Source organism: Streptomyces sp. NPDC058008, assembly GCF_042886395.1.
Taxonomy (GTDB): Bacteria; Actinomycetota; Actinomycetes; order Streptomycetales; family Streptomycetaceae; genus Streptomyces.
In genome coordinates this window covers 306,889-323,960 of record NZ_JBHVQX010000002.1, presented here as the reverse complement: position 1 = coordinate 323,960, position 17,072 = coordinate 306,889, and the positions used below count along the sequence as shown (strand labels likewise).

The 17,072-nt window shown below is 74.4% G+C and carries 13 protein-coding genes and 1 riboswitch; of the genes, 7 read left to right on the top strand and 6 right to left on the bottom strand.

Annotated elements, in window-relative coordinates; all coding sequences use genetic code 11:
• Positions 1-212: 212 nt before the first annotated feature.
• Both ACFVS9_RS03215 and cobN read right to left on the bottom strand, forming a co-directional pair.
• Positions 213-956, bottom strand: a complete 744-nt coding sequence (locus tag ACFVS9_RS03215; protein WP_389929713.1) for an IclR family transcriptional regulator — start codon at positions 954-956, stop codon at positions 213-215.
• An 85-nt stretch (positions 957-1,041) separates the two neighbouring features.
• Positions 1,042-4,641 carry a cobaltochelatase subunit CobN gene (gene cobN / locus ACFVS9_RS03210; RefSeq protein WP_389929711.1) on the bottom strand — a complete coding sequence of 1,200 codons (3,600 nt, stop codon included), beginning with the start codon at positions 4,639-4,641 and terminating at the stop codon, positions 1,042-1,044.
• Positions 4,642-4,724: 83 nt separating this feature from the next.
• A riboswitch (cobalamin riboswitch) is annotated at positions 4,725-4,801 on the bottom strand.
• A gap of 638 nt (positions 4,802-5,439) precedes the next feature.
• Between cobN and ACFVS9_RS03205 the strand changes: the two genes are divergently transcribed.
• From ACFVS9_RS03205 to cobJ, 3 genes are all read left to right on the top strand, one after another.
• Positions 5,440-6,741 (top strand): cobalamin biosynthesis protein CobG, encoded by a 1,302-nt coding sequence (locus ACFVS9_RS03205; RefSeq protein ID WP_389929709.1) that lies wholly within the window; start codon positions 5,440-5,442, stop codon positions 6,739-6,741.
• Positions 6,742-6,862: 121 nt separating this feature from the next.
• Positions 6,863-7,489 carry a precorrin-8X methylmutase gene (locus ACFVS9_RS03200; RefSeq protein ID WP_383115434.1) on the top strand — a complete coding sequence of 209 codons (627 nt, stop codon included), beginning with the start codon at positions 6,863-6,865 and terminating at the stop codon, positions 7,487-7,489.
• Complete coding sequence (gene cobJ, locus ACFVS9_RS03195) at positions 7,486-9,027, top strand: precorrin-3B C(17)-methyltransferase (protein ID WP_389929707.1); 1,542 nt, start codon at positions 7,486-7,488, stop codon at positions 9,025-9,027. The genes ACFVS9_RS03200 and cobJ overlap by 4 nt, the downstream gene beginning before the upstream one ends.
• A gap of 338 nt (positions 9,028-9,365) precedes the next feature.
• On the opposite strand, the gene ACFVS9_RS03190 is transcribed toward cobJ, so the two are convergent.
• Positions 9,366-9,647, bottom strand: a complete 282-nt coding sequence (locus tag ACFVS9_RS03190) for a hypothetical protein (protein ID WP_389929706.1) — start codon at positions 9,645-9,647, stop codon at positions 9,366-9,368.
• Between the two features lie 153 nt (positions 9,648-9,800).
• Positions 9,801-10,541: a cobalt-precorrin-6A reductase gene (locus ACFVS9_RS03185; protein ID WP_389929802.1), complete on the bottom strand. Its 741-nt coding sequence runs from the start codon at positions 10,539-10,541 to the stop codon at positions 9,801-9,803.
• A 21-nt stretch (positions 10,542-10,562) separates the two neighbouring features.
• On the opposite strand from ACFVS9_RS03185, the gene ACFVS9_RS03180 reads away from it, so the two are divergent.
• Entirely contained in the window at positions 10,563-11,681 is a 1,119-nt protein-coding gene (locus tag ACFVS9_RS03180) for a cobalt-precorrin-5B (C(1))-methyltransferase (protein ID WP_383115437.1), read from the top strand.
• Between the two features lie 143 nt (positions 11,682-11,824).
• On the opposite strand, the gene cobM is transcribed toward ACFVS9_RS03180, so the two are convergent.
• Together cobM and cbiE are read right to left on the bottom strand one after the other, a co-directional pair.
• Entirely contained in the window at positions 11,825-12,574 is a 750-nt protein-coding gene (gene cobM / locus ACFVS9_RS03175) for a precorrin-4 C(11)-methyltransferase (protein WP_383115438.1), read from the bottom strand.
• Positions 12,571-13,842: a precorrin-6y C5,15-methyltransferase (decarboxylating) subunit CbiE gene (gene cbiE / locus ACFVS9_RS03170; RefSeq protein WP_389929703.1), complete on the bottom strand. Its 1,272-nt coding sequence runs from the start codon at positions 13,840-13,842 to the stop codon at positions 12,571-12,573. The genes cobM and cbiE overlap by 4 nt, the downstream gene beginning before the upstream one ends.
• A gap of 322 nt (positions 13,843-14,164) precedes the next feature.
• Between cbiE and ACFVS9_RS03165 the strand changes: the two genes are divergently transcribed.
• The 3 genes from ACFVS9_RS03165 (at position 14,165) to ACFVS9_RS03155 (ending at position 16,981) form a co-directional block, all read left to right on the top strand.
• A complete protein-coding gene (locus ACFVS9_RS03165; RefSeq protein ID WP_383115440.1) occupies positions 14,165-14,773 on the top strand; it encodes an HhH-GPD-type base excision DNA repair protein in 609 nt (202 codons plus the stop codon).
• 136 nt (positions 14,774-14,909) lie between these two features.
• Positions 14,910-16,451: a M28 family metallopeptidase gene (locus tag ACFVS9_RS03160; RefSeq protein WP_389929701.1), complete on the top strand. Its 1,542-nt coding sequence runs from the start codon at positions 14,910-14,912 to the stop codon at positions 16,449-16,451.
• 233 nt (positions 16,452-16,684) lie between these two features.
• Positions 16,685-16,981 (top strand): type II toxin-antitoxin system VapB family antitoxin, encoded by a 297-nt coding sequence (locus ACFVS9_RS03155; protein WP_003955420.1) that lies wholly within the window; start codon positions 16,685-16,687, stop codon positions 16,979-16,981.
• Positions 16,982-17,072: the final 91 nt, after the last annotated feature.

Sequence of the window (17,072 nt, the reverse complement as noted above, 5' to 3'; positions counted from 1 at the left end):
CCCGCACCAGGCGCACCGGAGCAGCAGGCCCACCGGAGCACCAGGCGCACCGGCGGACAGCGCGCGACGTCCCCAGGCGGGCCCCCGGGCGGAAAGCCCTCGCAGGCGTGCCCCCGGGCCCCTCCTGGGCGCCCTCCCCTGGGCGCCCCCTCCCGCCCGTCCTCGTGCGCCGGACGACGGGCGGCCGGGACAGCCGCTTCCCGCCGCCGCCCTCACCGGCCGAACAGGAGGCCCCTGGTCAGCCGGTCCGCCGATGCCAGCAGGCTCTCGCGGACCCGGCTTGCGCGGTACATCCGGTCCGCCCGGAACGAGATGCCGAGCGAGCCGAGCGTGGCGCCGTCGTACACGGGCACCGCGATGCACACCGTCCCGAGGTCGTACTCCTCCCGGTCCATGACCACCGGGGCCGGCGATTCGAGCTGCCGGATCAGCTCCTCCCGGTGCGTGATCGTGCGCGGAGTGAGGTCGGCGAGGGTGTGCCGGGAGAGGTAGTCGGCCCGCGCGTCGTCGTCGAGCTCGCGCAGGACGCACTTGCCGAGGGCCGTGGCGTGCCCGGCGTCCTCGAACCCCACCCGGAGATCGACCTTGGGCGTCTGCGGGCCGTCGACGATCTCGGCGATCCTGATCTCGCCGTCCTCGTAGAAGGTGAGGTAGGCGGCGGCCGACAGCTCGTCCCGCAGCGCGGCGAGGGCGGGGCGTACACGGTTGACCAGGTCCCACGCGGCGTGGCCGCCGTCCGGCTCGCCGCCGAGGACGAGACCGCCGTCCTCCAGCCTGTGGAGGGAGCCGTCCCGCGTGAGGGGCCGCAGCAGCCGGCGGGCCTCGTCGAAGGGCAGCCCCGCTGTCCGCGCCAGCCGCTCCAGGGTCGCGCCGCCCTCGTGGGCCGCAGCGGCTTCCATCAAACGGAACGCATGCTTCAAGGGAGGGGTGGGCCCGTGGCCCGCTCGGTCACCCATTCCCCCAGCGTGAACCCGCTCCGGAGAGGCGGCAAGACAGGGCCGGACGGCACCGGCCGGGGGCCTCCCCCGGCCGGTGCGCGGCTCAGTCCTCGCCCTCCAGGTCACCCTCGGTCTCGAGGAACACCTGGCGCAGCGCTTCGAGCACCGCAGGGTCGGGCTTCGCCCACATGCCCCGGGACTCCGCCTCCAGGAGGCGCTCCGCGATGCCGTGCAGGGCCCAGGGGTTGGCCTGCTGGAGGAACTCGCGGTTGGTGGGGTCCAGGACGTACGTCTCGGTGAGCTTGTCGTACATCCAGTCCGCGACCACGCCGGTCGTCGCGTCGTACCCGAAGAGGTAGTCGACCGTCGCGGCCAGCTCGAAGGCGCCCTTGTAGCCGTGGCGGCGCATCGCCTCGATCCACTTCGGGTTGACCACCCGGGCGCGGAAGACCCGGGACGTCTCCTCGACCAGCGTGCGGGTGCGGACGGTCTCGGGGCGCGTCGAGTCGCCGATGTACGCCTCGGGGGCGGTGCCCTTCAGCGCGCGTACGGTCGCGACCATGCCGCCGTGGTACTGGAAGTAGTCGTCCGAGTCCGCGATGTCGTGCTCGCGGGTGTCGGTGTTCTTCGCCGCCACCGCGATCCGCTTGTACGCGGTCTCCATCTCGTCCCGCGCCGGGCGCCCGTCCAGCTCACGGCCGTACGCGTAACCGCCCCACACCGTGTACACCTCGGCGAGGTCGGCGTCCGTACGCCAGTCGCGGGAGTCGATGAGCTGGAGCAGCCCCGCTCCGTACGTACCGGGCCGGGAGCCGAAGATACGGGTGGTGGCGCGCCGCTCGTCACCGTGTTCGGCCAGGTCGGCCTGGGTGTGGGCGCGTACGAAGTTCCGCTCGGCCGGCTCGTCCAGGGAGGCGGCGAGGCGTACGGCGTCGTCCAGCAGGCCGACGGTGTGCGGGAACGCGTCGCGGAAGAAGCCGGAGATGCGCAGCGTCACGTCGATGCGGGGACGGCCCAGCTCCTCGTACGGGATGGCCTCCAGGCCCGTGACACGGCGCGAGGCGTCGTCCCAGACGGGGCGGACACCGAGCAGGGCGAACGCCTCGGCGATGTCGTCGCCCGAGGTGCGCATCGCGCTGGTGCCCCACAGGGAGAGGCCGACGGAGGTGGGCCACTCGCCGTTGTCGGCGCGGTAGCGCTCCAGGAGCGAGTCGGCGAGTGCCTGGCCGGTCTCCCAGGCGAGCCGGGAGGGGACCGCCTTGGGGTCGACGGAGTAGAAGTTGCGGCCGGTCGGAAGGACGTTGACCAGACCGCGGAGCGGGGAGCCGGAGGGACCCGCGGGGACGAAGCCGCCGTTCAGCGCGTGCACCGCGTGGTCGAGCTCGTCGGTCGTGGCGGCGAGGCGGGGCACGACCTCGCGGGCGGCGAAGCCGAGGATGTCGGCGACGGCCTGCGGGAGCCCCTCGGCGACACCGGCGACGGCCGCCGGGTCCCAGTCGGCGTCGTCCATGGCCTGCACGAGGGCGCGGGCGCGTTCCTCGGTCTCGTCGGCCGCGGTGCGGGTGGCCGCCGACTCGTCCAGGCCGAGCGCCTCGCGCAGGCCCGGCAGCGAGGACGTGCCGCCCCAGATCTGGCGGGCGCGCAGCACGGCGAGGACCAGGTTCACGCGGTCCTTGCCTGCCGGGGCGCCGCCCAGGACGTGCAGGCCGTCGCGGATCTGGACGTCCTTGATCTCACAGAGCCAGCCGTCGAGATGCATGATGAACTCGTCGAAGCCCTCGTCCTCGGGCCGGTCCTCGAGTCCCAGGTCGTGGTCGAGCTTCGCGGCCTGGATGAGGGTCCAGATCTGGGCGCGTACGGCCGGCAGCTTGGCCGGGTCCATGGCGGCGATCTGGGCGTGCTCGTCCAGCAGTTGTTCGAGGCGGGCGATGTCGCCGTAGCTGTCGGCGCGGGCCATCGGCGGGACGAGGTGGTCCACGAGGGTGGCGTGCACGCGGCGCTTGGCCTGGGTGCCCTCGCCGGGGTCGTTGACCAGGAACGGGTAGACCAGCGGCAGATCGCCCAGCGCCGCGTCGGGGCCGCAGGCGGCCGAGAGGCCGGCGTTCTTGCCGGGCAGCCACTCCAGGTTGCCGTGCTTGCCCAGGTGGATCATCGCGTCGGCGCCGAAGCCGTTGTCGTCGGCGGAGGCGGCGATCCAGCGGTACGCGGCCAGGTAGTGGTGCGAGGGCGGGAGATCGGGGTCGTGGTAGATCGCGATCGGGTTCTCGCCGAAGCCGCGCGGCGGCTGGATGAGGATCAGCAGGTTGCCGCGGCGCAGGGCGGCGAGCACGATGTCGCCCTCGGGGTTGCGGGACCGGTCGAGGAACATCTCGCCGGGCGCCGGGCCCCAGTGCTCCTCGACCGCCTCGCGGAGTTCGGCGGGCAGGGTGGCGAACCAGCGGCGGTAGTCGGCCGCGGGGATCCGGACCGGATTGCGGGCCAGCTGCTCCTCGGTGAGCCACTCCTGGTCGTGGCCGCCGGCCTCGATGAGCGCGTAGATCAGCTCGTCGCCGTCGCCGGAGACCAGGCCCGGGATCTCCTCCTCGGGGCCGAAGTCGTAGCCCTCCTCGCGGAGCCTGCGCAGCAGCGCGACGGCGCTGGCGGGGGTGTCGAGGCCGACCGCGTTGCCGATGCGGGAGTGCTTGGTCGGGTACGCCGACAGGACGAGGGCGATCCGCTTCTCGGCGGCCGGGATGTGGCGGAGCCGGGCGTGCCGCACCGCGATCCCGGCGACCCGGGCCGCGCGCTCGGTGTCGGCGACGTACGCGGGCAGGCCGTCCTCGTCGATCTCCTTGAAGGAGAACGGCACCGTGATCAGACGGCCGTCGAACTCCGGCACCGCGATCTGGGTGGCCGCGTCCAGCGGGGAGACACCCTCGTCGTTCTCCTCCCAGGCGGCCCGGGGGCTGGTGAGGCAGAGCGCCTGGAGGACCGGTACGTCGAGGCCGGTGAGGGCGCCCGCGTCCCAGGACTCGTCGTCGCCGCCCGCCGACGCGGTCGCCGGCTTGGTGCCGCCCGCGGCGAGGACCGTCGTCACGATGGCGTCCGCGGCGCGGAGTTCGTCGATGAGTTCGGGCTCGGGCGTGCGCAGGGAGGCGACGTACAGCGGGAGGGGGCGGGCGCCCGCGTCCTCCACGGCCGTGCAGAGCGCGTCGATGAACGCCGTGTTCCCGCTCATGTGGTGGGCGCGGTAGTAGAGCACCGCGACGGTCGGGCCGGTGACGTCCCGCGCGGTCCGCTCCAGCGGGCCCCACGCCGGGGCCGGGGCGGGCGGCTCGAAGCCGTGGCCGGTGAGCAGCACCGTGTCGGAGAGGAAGCGGGCCAGCTGCTCCAGGTTGGCGGGGCCGCCGTGCGCGAGGTAGGCGTGCGCCTCGGCGGCGATACCGATCGGCACCGTCGAGGCGGCCATCAGCTGGGCGTCGGGGGCCTGTTCACCGGTGAGGACGACGACCGGGCGGCCGGTGGCCAGCACCTGGTCCAGCCCCTCCTGCCAGGCGCGGACACCGCCGAGGAGGCGTACGACCACGAGGTCCGTGCCGTCCAGGAGCCGCGGCAGGTCCTCGACGGAGAGCCGGGAGGGGTTGGCGTAGCGGTAGCTGACCGGGCCCTGCGCGGCACGTGCGCTCAGCAGGTCGGTGTCGGACGTCGACAGGAGCAGGATCATGCGGCGTCAGCCCTCCTCGGGGTGTCCACGCCCCGGGCAGTGTCGGACGGCTGCTCGGGCGGGACCGAGAGCCTGAGGGAAGGGAGTTCCTGACTCGCCCGGCCGGGTGGGGCCGGGCTCACAGTGGCGGGACCGCGCCGGAATCTCACCGGGCTTCCTCCCATGTCGCCGTATGGCGATGGCGGACCGAACGGACCGCCGCTAGGCATAGTAGGCGGGGGGAGGGGGGTCCTGACCAGACGGCCCCCGCCCTGACGGGACGGCGGGGGCGGACCGGGGCAGGACGGCGGGCTGCGGGGGCGGCTCGGGACGGGGCAGGACGGCGGGCTGCGGGCTGCGAGGGCGGGGCAGCAGGACCGGGCCCGGGCGGCTGTGGGGCTGTGGGGGCCGGGCAGCAGGACCGGGCCCAGGGACTGTGGGGCTGGACCAGGCGCTGGGCCGGTTCAGAAGGAACCGCCGGGGCGACGGCTGCCGCACCCTTACGTTCGGGGCCGCACCGGCACGGAAGCGCTGCACAGGGATGCCAGCGCTGCACAAGGCGGCGCGGCCCCCGACGGGCACCCGCGCCTCCTGACCAGGTCGGCAGAACTCGGCCGCGACGACAGGGACGACAGAGCGGAACCGGCCCCGTGAAAGGGCGGCGCCCTGAAACCTGACCGCGACGGCACGGACCGGTCGGGACGGCGGCGCTCGACCGGCGCGGCCGACCCCGACCCGGACGGCAGGGCCGGTGCGGAGCGGCAGCGGGTGTCCCGTAGGTCACAGTGACCGTAGGGGTGCGCCACGGTCACGGTCGGTATGCTCGCCGCCATGTCCGCCTCCCCCCTTCCGCCGCCCTCTCCGGACGGCGCGCACGCCCGGAGCAGCGGTGACGCCTGCCCCGGTGCACTGCGTCTGCACCGGGCGGACGACGGTGCGCTGGCGCGGATCCGCATACCCGGCGGGGTGCTGACACCCCACCAGGCCGAGGCGCTGGGACGGGCCGCCGGGCGCCTCGGTGACCGTGAGCTGCATCTCACCTCACGCGGGAACGTACAGCTGCGCGGGCTCCCGCCGGACTGCGGTGCCGAGCTGGCCGCGCTGCTGGACGCCGCGGGGCTGCTGACCTCCGGACGCCACGAACGGGTGCGCAACGTGGTCGCGTCCCCCCTCTCCGGCCTCGACGGCCTCGGCACCGCCGACATCAGACCCTGGCTGACCACGCTGGATCGGCTTCTGTGCGGAAGTGACAACGCGACGGCGCTCTCCGGGCGGTTCCTGTTCGCTCTCGACGACGGCCGGGGTGATGTGGATGCCCTCGGTGCCGACCTCACCCTCCTGAGCCATGCCGACGGCAGTGGTCTGCTGCGCGTCGGGGACAGCGACGCCGTCCTCCGCGTTTCCGCCTCCGACGGGCCCCGCGCCGCGCTGATCGCCGCCGAGGCCTTCCTCGAATCGGCCCGTGACACCGGCGCCTGGCGGGTCAGGGACCTGCCGGACGAGACCGCGGCCGCGCTGCCGGCCGCCGTCGTCCGACGGCTGTCGAGGGCGGGCGTCGCCGTCACCCCGGGCCACCGCCCCCGTGCCCTCGAAGCCGTTGCCCCCGGCCCCGGCCCCCTCCCGGGCGGCCGCCACGGAGCCGCGCTGTCCGTCGGCGTACCGCTGGGCCGGCTGGACCTGGACCAGTGGCGGCTGCTGTCGGGCGCGGGGGAGCTGCGCCTCACCCCGTGGCGGGGAGCCGTCGTCACCGGCATCGGGTCCGACCGGGCGGACAGCCTGCTGGACGAGCTCTCCGGGGCCGGTCTGATCACCGGCCCCGGCTCCCCGTGGGCCGGGGTGGGAGCCTGTATCGGGCAGCCCGGCTGCGCGAAGTCGCTCGCCGACGTGCGGGCCGAGGCAGGGGCCGCCGTCGGACCGCCCGGACGGCTCCCTGTGTACTGGTCCGGGTGCGAACGCCGCTGCGGCCATCCGCACGGGGAGTGGATCGACGTGGTCGCCACCCCCGACGGACACCGCGTCTCCCACGTGCGGGGGGACACGGCCACCGCTGCGGCGACCGTACGGAACGACCCGGTGGCGCTCGCCGCCACCGTGGCGAGCGCCCGGGGCGCGCGCACCTGAGCACCACGCGTCACCCGCTCCACCTGGCCGACCGGCTCGACCCGTTCAGTCTTTCGGCCCGTCCGACCTGTTCAACCTGTTCAACCCGTTCGACCTGTTCGATGAAGAAAGCGACAGCACTGTGCATCAGTACGAGAAGGACGGACCGGCGATCTACCGCCAGTCCTTCGCCACCATCCGCGCGGAGGCGGATCTGGCAGGGCTGCCCGCCGACGTGAGCCAGGTCGCCGTCCGCATGATCCACGCCTGCGGCATGGTCGACCTCGTACGCGATCTCGCCTTCTCACCGAACGTGGTGGCCGATGCCCGCGCGGCCCTGCGCTCCGGCGCGCCGATCCTGTGCGACGTGGCCATGGTCGCCAGCGGTGTCACCCGCAAGCGGCTGCCGGCGGACAACGACGTGATCTGCACCCTGTCCGACCCCGCGGTCCCCGGGCTGGCCGCGGAGCTCGGCACCACGCGCAGCGCCGCCGCGCTGGAGCTGTGGCGGGACCGGATGGAGGGCGCGGTCGTCGCCGTCGGCAACGCGCCCACCGCGCTCTTCCGGCTGCTGGAGATGATCGAGGCGGGCGCCCCGCGCCCCGCCGCCGTCATCGGCGTGCCCGTCGGTTTCATCGGGGCCGCCGAGTCCAAGGAGGCCCTGGCCGCCCACCCGTCCGGGCTGGAGCACCTCGTCGTGCGGGGCAGGCGTGGTGGCAGTGCCATCGCCGCCGCCGCCCTCAACGCGATCGCCAGCGAGGAGGAGTGAGCGTGCCCGAGCAGCAGCACGACGGAAAGACCGAGGAGCCCGGGAGCACCGGACGCCTGTACGGGGTCGGGCTCGGCCCGGGCGACCCCGCTCTGATGACCGTGCGGGCCGTGCAGATCATCGGCGAGGCCGATGTCGTCGCGTACCACTCCGCCCGGCACGGCCGTTCCATCGCCCGCTCGATCGCGGCGCAGTACATCCGCGCCGACCACATCGAGGAGGCGCTGGTCTACCCCGTCACGACGGAGACCACCGACCACCCCGGCGGCTACCGGGGTGCGCTGGACGAGTTCTACGCCGAGGCCGCGGCCCGCCTCGCGGTGCATCTCGACGCCGGGCGCACGGTCGCCGTGCTCGCCGAGGGGGACCCGCTCTTCTACGGTTCGTACCAGCACATGCACAAGCGGCTGGCGGACCGTTACGACACCGAGGTCATCCCCGGTGTCACGTCGGTCAGCGCCGCCGCCGCCCGTCTCGGCACCCCGCTCGTGGAGGCCGAGGAGGTGCTGACGATCCTGCCCGGCACCCTGCCGGAGGAGGAGCTGACCGCACGTCTGGCGGCCACCGACTCCGCCGTGGTGATGAAGCTGGGCCGGACGTTCCCCACCGTGCGGCGGGCGTTCGAGGCATCCGGGCGGCTGTCCGAGGCACGGTACGTCGAACGCGCCACCATGGCCGGGGAACGGACCGGCCATCTCGCGGACACCGACGCGGACTCCGTGCCGTACTTCGCGGTCGCCGTGCTGCCCAGCCGGATCGACGCGCCCCGGCCCGAGCGCGCGCCGGGTTCCGGCGAGGTCGTCGTGGTGGGCACCGGCCCCGCCGGACCGCTGTGGCTGACACCCGAGACACGCGGCGCGCTGGCCGCCGCGGACGACGTGGTCGGCTACACGACGTACCTGGACAGGGTGCCGGTACGGCCGGGGCAGCGGCGCCACGGCTCCGACAACAAGGTCGAGTCGGAGCGCGCCGAATTCGCCCTCGACCTGGCCCGCCGCGGACACCGGGTGGCCGTGGTCTCCGGGGGCGACCCCGGGGTGTTCGCCATGGCGACGGCCGTACTGGAAGTGGCCTCGCAGGAGGCGTACGCGGACATCCCCGTACGCGTCCTGCCCGGGGTGACCGCGGCCAACGCGGCAGCCGCCAGGGCCGGTGCGCCACTGGGACACGACTACGCCACCCTCTCGCTCTCCGACCGGCTGAAGCCGTGGGAGGTCATCGCCGCGCGGCTGCGCGCGGCGGCCGAGGCGGACCTGGTGATGGCGCTGTACAACCCTGGTTCCCGCACGCGCACCTGGCAGGTCGGCAAGGCGCGCGACCTGCTCCTGGAGCACCGCTCCCCGGACACGCCCGTGGTGCTCGGCCGTGACGTCGGAGGCCCGGCGGAGAGCGTACGGACGGTACGGCTGGCCGATCTGGACCCGGCCGAGGTGGACATGCGGACGATCCTCATCGTCGGCTCGTCCCAGACCCGCTGGGTACGCCGGGGCGACGGCCGGCAGATCGTCTGGACGCCACGCCGCTACCCGGAGGACTGACACCGCCCCGGCCCGCCGGGCCCGGAGAACGGCTCGGACAGCCGCCCGAGCCGTTCGAGGCCTGGCGGGCGGGGGCCTTGCGGTCGGGCCCGACGGGCGCATGCCGCACGCACCCGGGCCTACGGGCGCATGCCTGAGGCGCCTGGGCCTACGGGTCGTGACGAAAGAGCCGGGCCCGACGGGCGCATGCCGCACGCACCCGGGTCTGCGGGTCATGACGAGAGAGCCCAGGCCGGGCGGACGCGTGCCTCAGACGCCCGGGCCCCCAAGCCCGGCGGTCGCGCCCGGCGAGCATGTCGTCCTGTGGCAGGTCGCCACCGCCCGGCACCGTGAAGCCCTCAGCGCTCGATGAGCGCCTTGCCGTTCATCAGCACGTCGAGCGTGGCGCATCCGGGGGCTCTGCCCAGCCTGGAGACCGGCACCGTCGCTTCGAGGGTCGCCTCCACGACGGTCTCCTGACCTGACCGTCCACCCTCGAAGTCCCGCTCCGCGCTCGCACGGGCGCCCATCGTCAGGTGCGAGGACGCCCCACGGAAGTTCCGGTGCCCGATCACCCTGTGCGGCGCGCTGAGCGGCGTGGCGGAGCAGTGGGCGGACGCGGCGTTCGCACGGAAGGCCACTGCGTCCGCGGCACGCCCGTATCGAGCGCCGGCGGGTGCGTCTGCCGAGAACGCGCGACGGCCGCTGACCTCGGTACGCGGCGCGGGTTTCCGCAGGCCACGGCTCCGCGGCCGACACAGCCCGATCCCGCGAGCCGAAGCCCGCCGGAAGGGTCAGGCACCCCGCCCCCGCAACCAGGCCGCCGCCTCCTCCGGCGTCCCCGCCACCGGTACGCCGTCGGGGGCCGGCGGACGGCGGACCACGACCACCGGGATACCGGCCTCGCGCGCGGCGGTGAGTTTCGGAGCGGTCGCCGCACCCCCGCTGTCCTTCGTGACGAGGACATCGACACGATGCCGCCGGATCAGCTCCCGCTCGCCCTCCAGGGAGAACGGTCCCCGGTCCAGCAGGACCTCCATCCGCGCCGGATGCGGGGCGTCGGGCGCGTCCACGGAACGCATCAGGAACCACAGCGCGTCCAGCGGGGCGAACGCCGCCAGCCCCATGCGCCCCGTGGTGAGGAACACGCGCGACCCCAGCCCCGGCAGCAGCTCCGCCGCGCCGCCGAGGGAGTCGGTGACGTGCCACCGGTCACCCGCCACGGGCACCCAGCCGGGCCGTCGGAGGGCCAGCAGGGGAACATGGACAGCGGCGGCAGCCGAGGCCGCGTGGAAACTGATCGTTCCGGCGAAGGGATGGGTGGCGTCGATGACCGCATCCACATGGTGTGCGCGGAGCCACTCGGCCATGCCCTCGGCTCCGCCGAAGCCTCCGACCCGCACATCGCCGGGCGGCAGTTTCGGCCGGGCGACACGGCCGGCGAGTGAGCTGGTCACCCGGACCCCGTCATCGGACTCCAGGGACTCCGCCAGGCGGCGGGCCTCCGTCGTGCCGCCGAGGACGAGTACGTGCAAGGACATCGGATCGGTCCATCCATGAGCAGTGAGGCGCAGGGCGGGCGCACCGCCCAACTCAAGCACACCGGTCTGCGGCCGGGATGGACGACCGGTGCCTGCGCGACGGCGGCGACCACCGCCGCGTACACAGCCCTGCTGACCGGCGAGTTCCCCGATCCGGTGACCATCACCCTGCCCCGGGGCCAGACCCCCGCCTTCGCGCTCGCGGTGGAGGAGCTCGCCGACGGGCGGGCCACGGCGGGCGTGGTCAAGGACGCGGGCGACGACCCGGACGTCACCCATGGCGCGCTGGTGCGGTCCACCGTACGGCTGCTGCCGACCGGGTCCGGAGTGGTGTTCCGGGCCGGTCCCGGGGTGGGGACGGTCACGCTTCCCGGGCTGCCGCTGGATGTCGGGGAGCCGGCGATCAACCCCGTCCCCCGTCAGATGATGCGGGACCACGTGGCGCGGGTGGCGGCGGAGCACGGCGGCACCGGCGATGTCGAGATCACGGTCTCGGTGGATGACGGCGAGGAGATCGCACGTTTCACGTGGAACATCCGCCTGGGCATCCTGGGCGGGATCTCCATCCTGGGCACGACCGGCATCGTGGTGCCGTACTCCTGCTCAGCCTGGATCGACTCGATCCGCCGAGGGGTGGACGTGGCGCTCGCGGCCGGGCACACGCACGTCGCGGGGTGCACGGGCTCGACCTCCGAGAAGACGGTGGTGGCCGAGTACGGGCTGCCGGAGATCGCCCTGCTGGACATGGGGGACTTCGCGGGGGCGGTCCTGAAGTACGTACGCCGGCATCCGGTCGAGCGGCTGACCGTCTGCGGCGGGTTCGCCAAGCTGTCCAAGCTGGCCGCGGGCCATCTCGACCTGCACTCCGGCCGCTCCCAGGTGGACAAGCCGTTCCTGGCGCGGCTGGCCCGGCAGGGCGGTGCGAGCGAGGCGCTGGCTGCGGAGATCGAGGTCGCCAACACGGGCCTCGCGGCGCTGCAACTGTGCACGGCGGCCGGCGTACCGCTCGGCGACCTGGTGGCGGTGGCGGCCCGGGACCAGGCACTGTCCGTGCTACGAGGCGCACCGGTGGCGGTGGACGTCATCTGCATCGACCGGGCCGGGGCCGTCGTGGGGCGCAGCGAGACGCGGTGAGCGAGGGCGGGAGAGCAACGGCCCCGCCCGCCAGGACCGCCCCGCCGACCTGGCCGCCCGTCGCCGGGGACCCGCCCACCGTCGGCAGCCACGGCTGCCCGCCGGCCCGCCTGTCCGGCCCGCCTGTCCGACCCGTACGACCGTCAGCAGGTGTGGCGGTCCCGCGCCGGGGAGTACAGGTGGCTGTCGCGGAACTGCTCCGCGCCCAGCGTCCGGCCGACCATGATCACCGCTGTCCGGATCACCCCGGCCGCCTTCACCTGCTCCGCGATGGAGTCCAGCGTGCCGCGCAGGATGATCTCGTCCGGGCGGGAGGCCATGGCGACCACGGCGGCCGGGCAGTCGGCCCCGTAGTGCGGCAGCAGTTCGTCGACCACCCGGTCCACGTACCGTGCCGCGAGGTGCAGCACGATCAGCGCCCCGCTGCGGCCCAGCGTCGCCAGGTCCTCGCCCTCGGGCATCGCCGTGGCCCGCTGGGCGATCCGGGTGAGGATCACGGTCTGGCCGACCGTGGGCACCGTCAGTTCCCGCTTGAGCGCCGCCGCGGCCGCGGCGAACGCGGGCACTCCGGGGACCACCTCGTAGGGCACGCCCGCCTCGTCGAGCCGCCGCATCTGCTCGTTCACCGCGCTGAAGACCGACGGGTCGCCGGAGTGCAGCCGGGCGACGTCGTGGCCCTCTCCATGGGCCCGGACCAGCTCGGCGGTGATCTGGTCGATGTCCAGCTGGGCCGTGTCCACGAGCCGGGCGTCCGGCGGGCACGCGGCGAGGAGTTCGCGCGGCACCAGGCTGCCCGCGTACAGGCAGACCGGGCTGGCGGCGAGGACACGGGCGCCACGCACCGTGATCAGGTCGGCGGCGCCGGGGCCCGCGCCGATGAAGTACACGGTCATCTGTCGTCTCCTGGAGCGTGCGGGGATTTCTGTACGGACCACTGGGTGACGGGCATGGCCTGGCGCCAGCCGGTGAACCCCCCGACGGGCACGGCGTGCGCCACGGCCAGCCGGACCAGCTCACCGCCGAGCCGCCGGTACCACGCGGCGAGCAGCGCCTCCGACTCCAGCGTCACCGTGTTGGCGACCAGCCGGCCGCCGGGGGGCAGCGCCTCCCAGCAGGCGTCGAGCAGCCCCGGTGCGGTCAGCCCGCCGCCGATGAACACGGCATCGGGCACGGGCAGCCCGGCCAGGGCCTCCGGCGCGCGGCCGGTGACCACGCGCAGCCCGGGGACACCGAGCCGGTCGGCGTTCCGGGCGATACGCCGGGCGCGCGCCGGATCGCGTTCCACGGTGACGGCGCGGCAGGACGGATGCGTCCGCATCCACTCGGCCGCGATCGATCCGGAGCCGCCGCCGACGTCCCACAGGAGCTCCCCGGGGGCGGGCGCGAGTACGCCGAGCGTGGCGGCCCGGACGTGGCGTTTGGTGAGCTGGCCGTCGTGCTCGTACGCCTCGTCGGGCAGTCCCGGTACGGCGCCGAGGCGCAGGGCCTCCGGGGTGCTCCGGCAGTCCACCGCGATCACGTTGAGCGGGTCCCCCGGCGGGTGCTCCCAGGTGTCGGCGACGCCGTCGAGGCAGTCCTCGGCCGTGCCGCCGAGCTGTTCGAGCACGCGCATCCGGCTGGGCCCGAAGCCGTGGTCCCGCAGCAGGGCCGCCACGTCGGCGGGCGTGGAGGCGTCCGCCGAGAGCACCAGCAGCCGTCGCCCGTCGTGCAGCGCGCCCGCCAGCCGGGCCGTCGGGCGGCCGACGAGGGTGACGGTCCCGGTGTCCTCGACCGGCCAGCCGAGCCGGGCGCAGGCGTACGACACCGAGGAGGGGTGGGGCAGCACCCGGAGGGCCCCGGCGCCCAGCTCCTCGGTCAGGGCCCGGCCGATGCCGTAGAACATGGGGTCCCCGCTGGCCAGGACGGCCGTCCTGCTGCCCGCGTGCGCCGCGAGCAGACCGCGCACGGCGGGGCGCAGGGGCGAGGGCCAGGGCACGCGTGAACCGGCGCACTCCGGCGGGAGCAGCCGCAGCTGGCGCTCACCGCCGATGAGGACCTCGGCGTCCACGAGCACCGCGCGGGCGCTCTCCGGCAGTCCCGCCCAGCCGTCGGCTCCGATCCCCACGACACTCACGGCGGGCGCGGGCGCCGGGACGGGGGGCGGGGGTGGTGCGGGGGTCACGGCCGGTACCTCGGGGTTGGTGGGACGACGCAGCCGAACTCTACGGGGGGCGCGTCAGGGCCCGTGCGGCGGAGTGACATCAGGAATCCTCCCCGGTGGCGCCGCCCGCCGGCCGGAGAAGCCGGGAGGTATCGGGCCGGGGAAGGGCCGGGGGGCGCGAAGACGCCGTCGGCGGGAGGGGACCACACGCCCGGCCCACCCGGAGCCGGCCGTCCGCCGGTGCGTGCGGCCCGCACGCCACCGCCTCCCACCGCGCCGCACGGCACCGCACCGGCGCCTCACCGAGTCGCCGACCCCGCTCCCCCTCGCGATCATCGAAAGCATGACCAAGAGCGACAACGGCGAGGCCAGGACCGTACGGATCGCCCAGGACCCCGCCGCGGACGAACTGCTGGGCCGCAGCCCGCTCGCCGCCCTCGTCGGCATGCTGCTGGACCAGCAGGTCCCGATGGAGTGGGCGTTCACCGGCCCGTTCACGCTGGCGCGGCGCATGGGGTCGGACGACCTCGACGCCCGGGAGATCGCCGCGTACGACCCGGACGCCTTCATCGCGCTGTTCACCGAGAAGCCCGCCCTGCACCGGTACCCGGGCTCGATGGCCAAGCGGGTGCAGCAGCTCTGCCGGCACCTGACCGCCGAGTACGACGGGCGGGCGGACGCGGTCTGGGCGGACGCCGGCACCGGGGCCGAACTGCTGGAACGCCTCAACGCGCTGCCCGGGTTCGGCAAGCAGAAGGCCCAGATCTTCCTGGCCCTGCTGGGCAAGCGGTTCGACGTGCGTCCGGCCGGCTGGCGGGAGGCCGCCGGAGCCTACGGCGAGGAGGGTTCGCACCGTTCGGTGGCCGACATCACCGGCCCCGACTCGCTCGCCGAGGTCCGGGCGTTCAAACAGCGGGCGAAGGCGGCGGCGAGGGCGGGCCGGACCGCATGAACGCCCGCGCCGGGCGGGCACCGGCCCCGGACACGCCCTGAGCCGGACCGGACCGCGCGCCGGACCGAAGGCGCCGCCCCGGAGACACCGGCAGGCCCACCGGCCTCCCCCGACCGCCCGCACCGGAAGGACCCCCGTGTACGCAAGCCGCCGCAGAGCCGTGACCGCCGTGGCCGCCGCCGCCCTGGCCGCGCCGCTCCTCCTCGCCGCCTCCCCCGACCACCGGCAGACGCCGCACGGCCCGGCCGGGGAGGCCGCCGCACTCGCGCGGCACCTGGTCGAGAACTCCTCCGCCAGGAGCGCGTACCGGCACCTGGAGCGCTTCCAGGCCCTGGCCGACTCGGCGGACGGCCACCGCGCGGCGGGCACACCCGGGCACGACGCCTCCGCCGCCTACGTCCACGGGCTGCTCGGCAGAGCCGGCTACCGGGTCGGCTACCAGGCGTTCGACTTCATCCGCACCGAGACCCTCGCCGAGAAGCTCTCCGTGGTCTCCCCCGCGCCCCGCGACATCGCGGTCCGGGCGATGACGTACAGCCCCTCCACCGAGGAGGGAGGCATCACGGCGCCCCTCGCCGCCGTGCCCGCCGACGGCACGACCGGCTGCGAGGCGGCCGACTACGCCCCGGCCTCCTACACCGGGACGATCGCCCTGATCGAGCGGGGCGGCTGCTCCTTCGCCGAGAAGCAGGCAGCGGCCGCGGCGGCCGGCGCCACCGGCGCGGTGATCTACAACAACACCGAAGGGGCCCTCGCCGGCACCCTCGGGGGCGCCGACGCCGGCAGGATCCCCACCGGCGGTCTCACCCGGGCCGAGGGACAGAAGCTGGTCGCGGACCTGGCGAAGGGCGAGGTGAAGGTCTCCCTCGAGATCCGTCAGTCCCGCGAGGAGCGCACCACCCACAACGTCGTCGCCGAGACCCCGGGCGGGAGCGCCGCGCACACGGTGATGCTCGGCGCGCACCTCGACTCGGTCACCGACGGCCCCGGCGTCAACGACAACGGGTCGGGCTCCGCCGGGCTCCTCGAAGTCGCCCTGCGGCTCGCGGAGTCCGGACGGACACCCGCCAACAAGGTCCGGTTCGCCTGGTGGTCGGCGGAGGAGAACGGCCTGCTGGGCTCGGAGGCGTACGTCGCGAAGCTCTCCGAGGCGCAGCGCGGGAGGATCGCGCTCTACCTGAACTTCGACATGATCGCCTCGCCGAACGGCGCGCAGTTCGTCCTCGACGGCGACGACTCCGACGGTACGGGCGCGGGGCCCGGCCCCGAGGGGTCCGCCCAACTGGAGCACGACATCAACGCGTTCCTCGACAGCACGGGCAGGCCGCACACCGGTACCGACTTCACCGGACGCTCCGACTACGGCCCGTTCGTCGAGGCCGGCATCCCGTCCGGCGGCACGGACACGGGCGCCGAGGGCATCAAGACCGCCGCCCAGGCCGAGACGTACGGCGGCACGGCGGGCGTCGCGTACGACCCCTGCTACCACGCGGCCTGCGACGACCTCGGCAACATCGGCATGGGGCACTTCGACACCAACATCGACGTGATCGCCCACGCGGTGGGCACCTACGCGCACGATCTGGGCCCACTGGCCCGCCCCGCGCCGTCCGCGACCGGCGAGTCCCGCGGCCACGGCCTACCGCGCGCGGGCCACGCGCACGGCGTCACGGAGTAGCGCCGGGCGCCCCGCCGGTGCGGTGAGCCGCGCCATGCCGGTGCGCGACCCCCGGGGCGCCACCCGGCCGCCACCACGGGGCCGCCGGACGGCAACCCCCCGCACCGGCGCGGACGTGCCGCACCGACATGACGGACCACTCAGCGCTTTACCAGAGTTCATACTGTTTTGTACGGCATCGGAGTCCTCTCCCGTGGCTGCGCCGGGAGCCGCTCGCCCGGTAGGCTTTCCGTGTGATCTTCAAGCGCATCGGAAATGGGCGGCCATATCCCGACCACGGCCGGGAAAGCACCCGACAGTGGGCGGATGTCGCGCCGCGTCCGGTCCGCCTCGACCAGCTGGTGACCACCAAGGGCCAGCTGGACCTCGAGACCCTGCTCGCCGAGGACTCCACGTTCTACGGCGACCTGTTCGCCCACGTCGTGAAGTGGCAGGGCGACCTCTACCTCGAGGACGGGCTGCACCGCGCCGTACGAGCCGCCCTGCAACAACGCCAGGTGCTGCACGCACGCGTGCTCGAACTGGGCTGAATCCGCCACTCCCACCCCTGGAGCATTTCAGGCCTTTCGGGTGTTTTTATGCTCGTACGGGTGCCATAGGCTGATCGTTTAGTAGGCATCA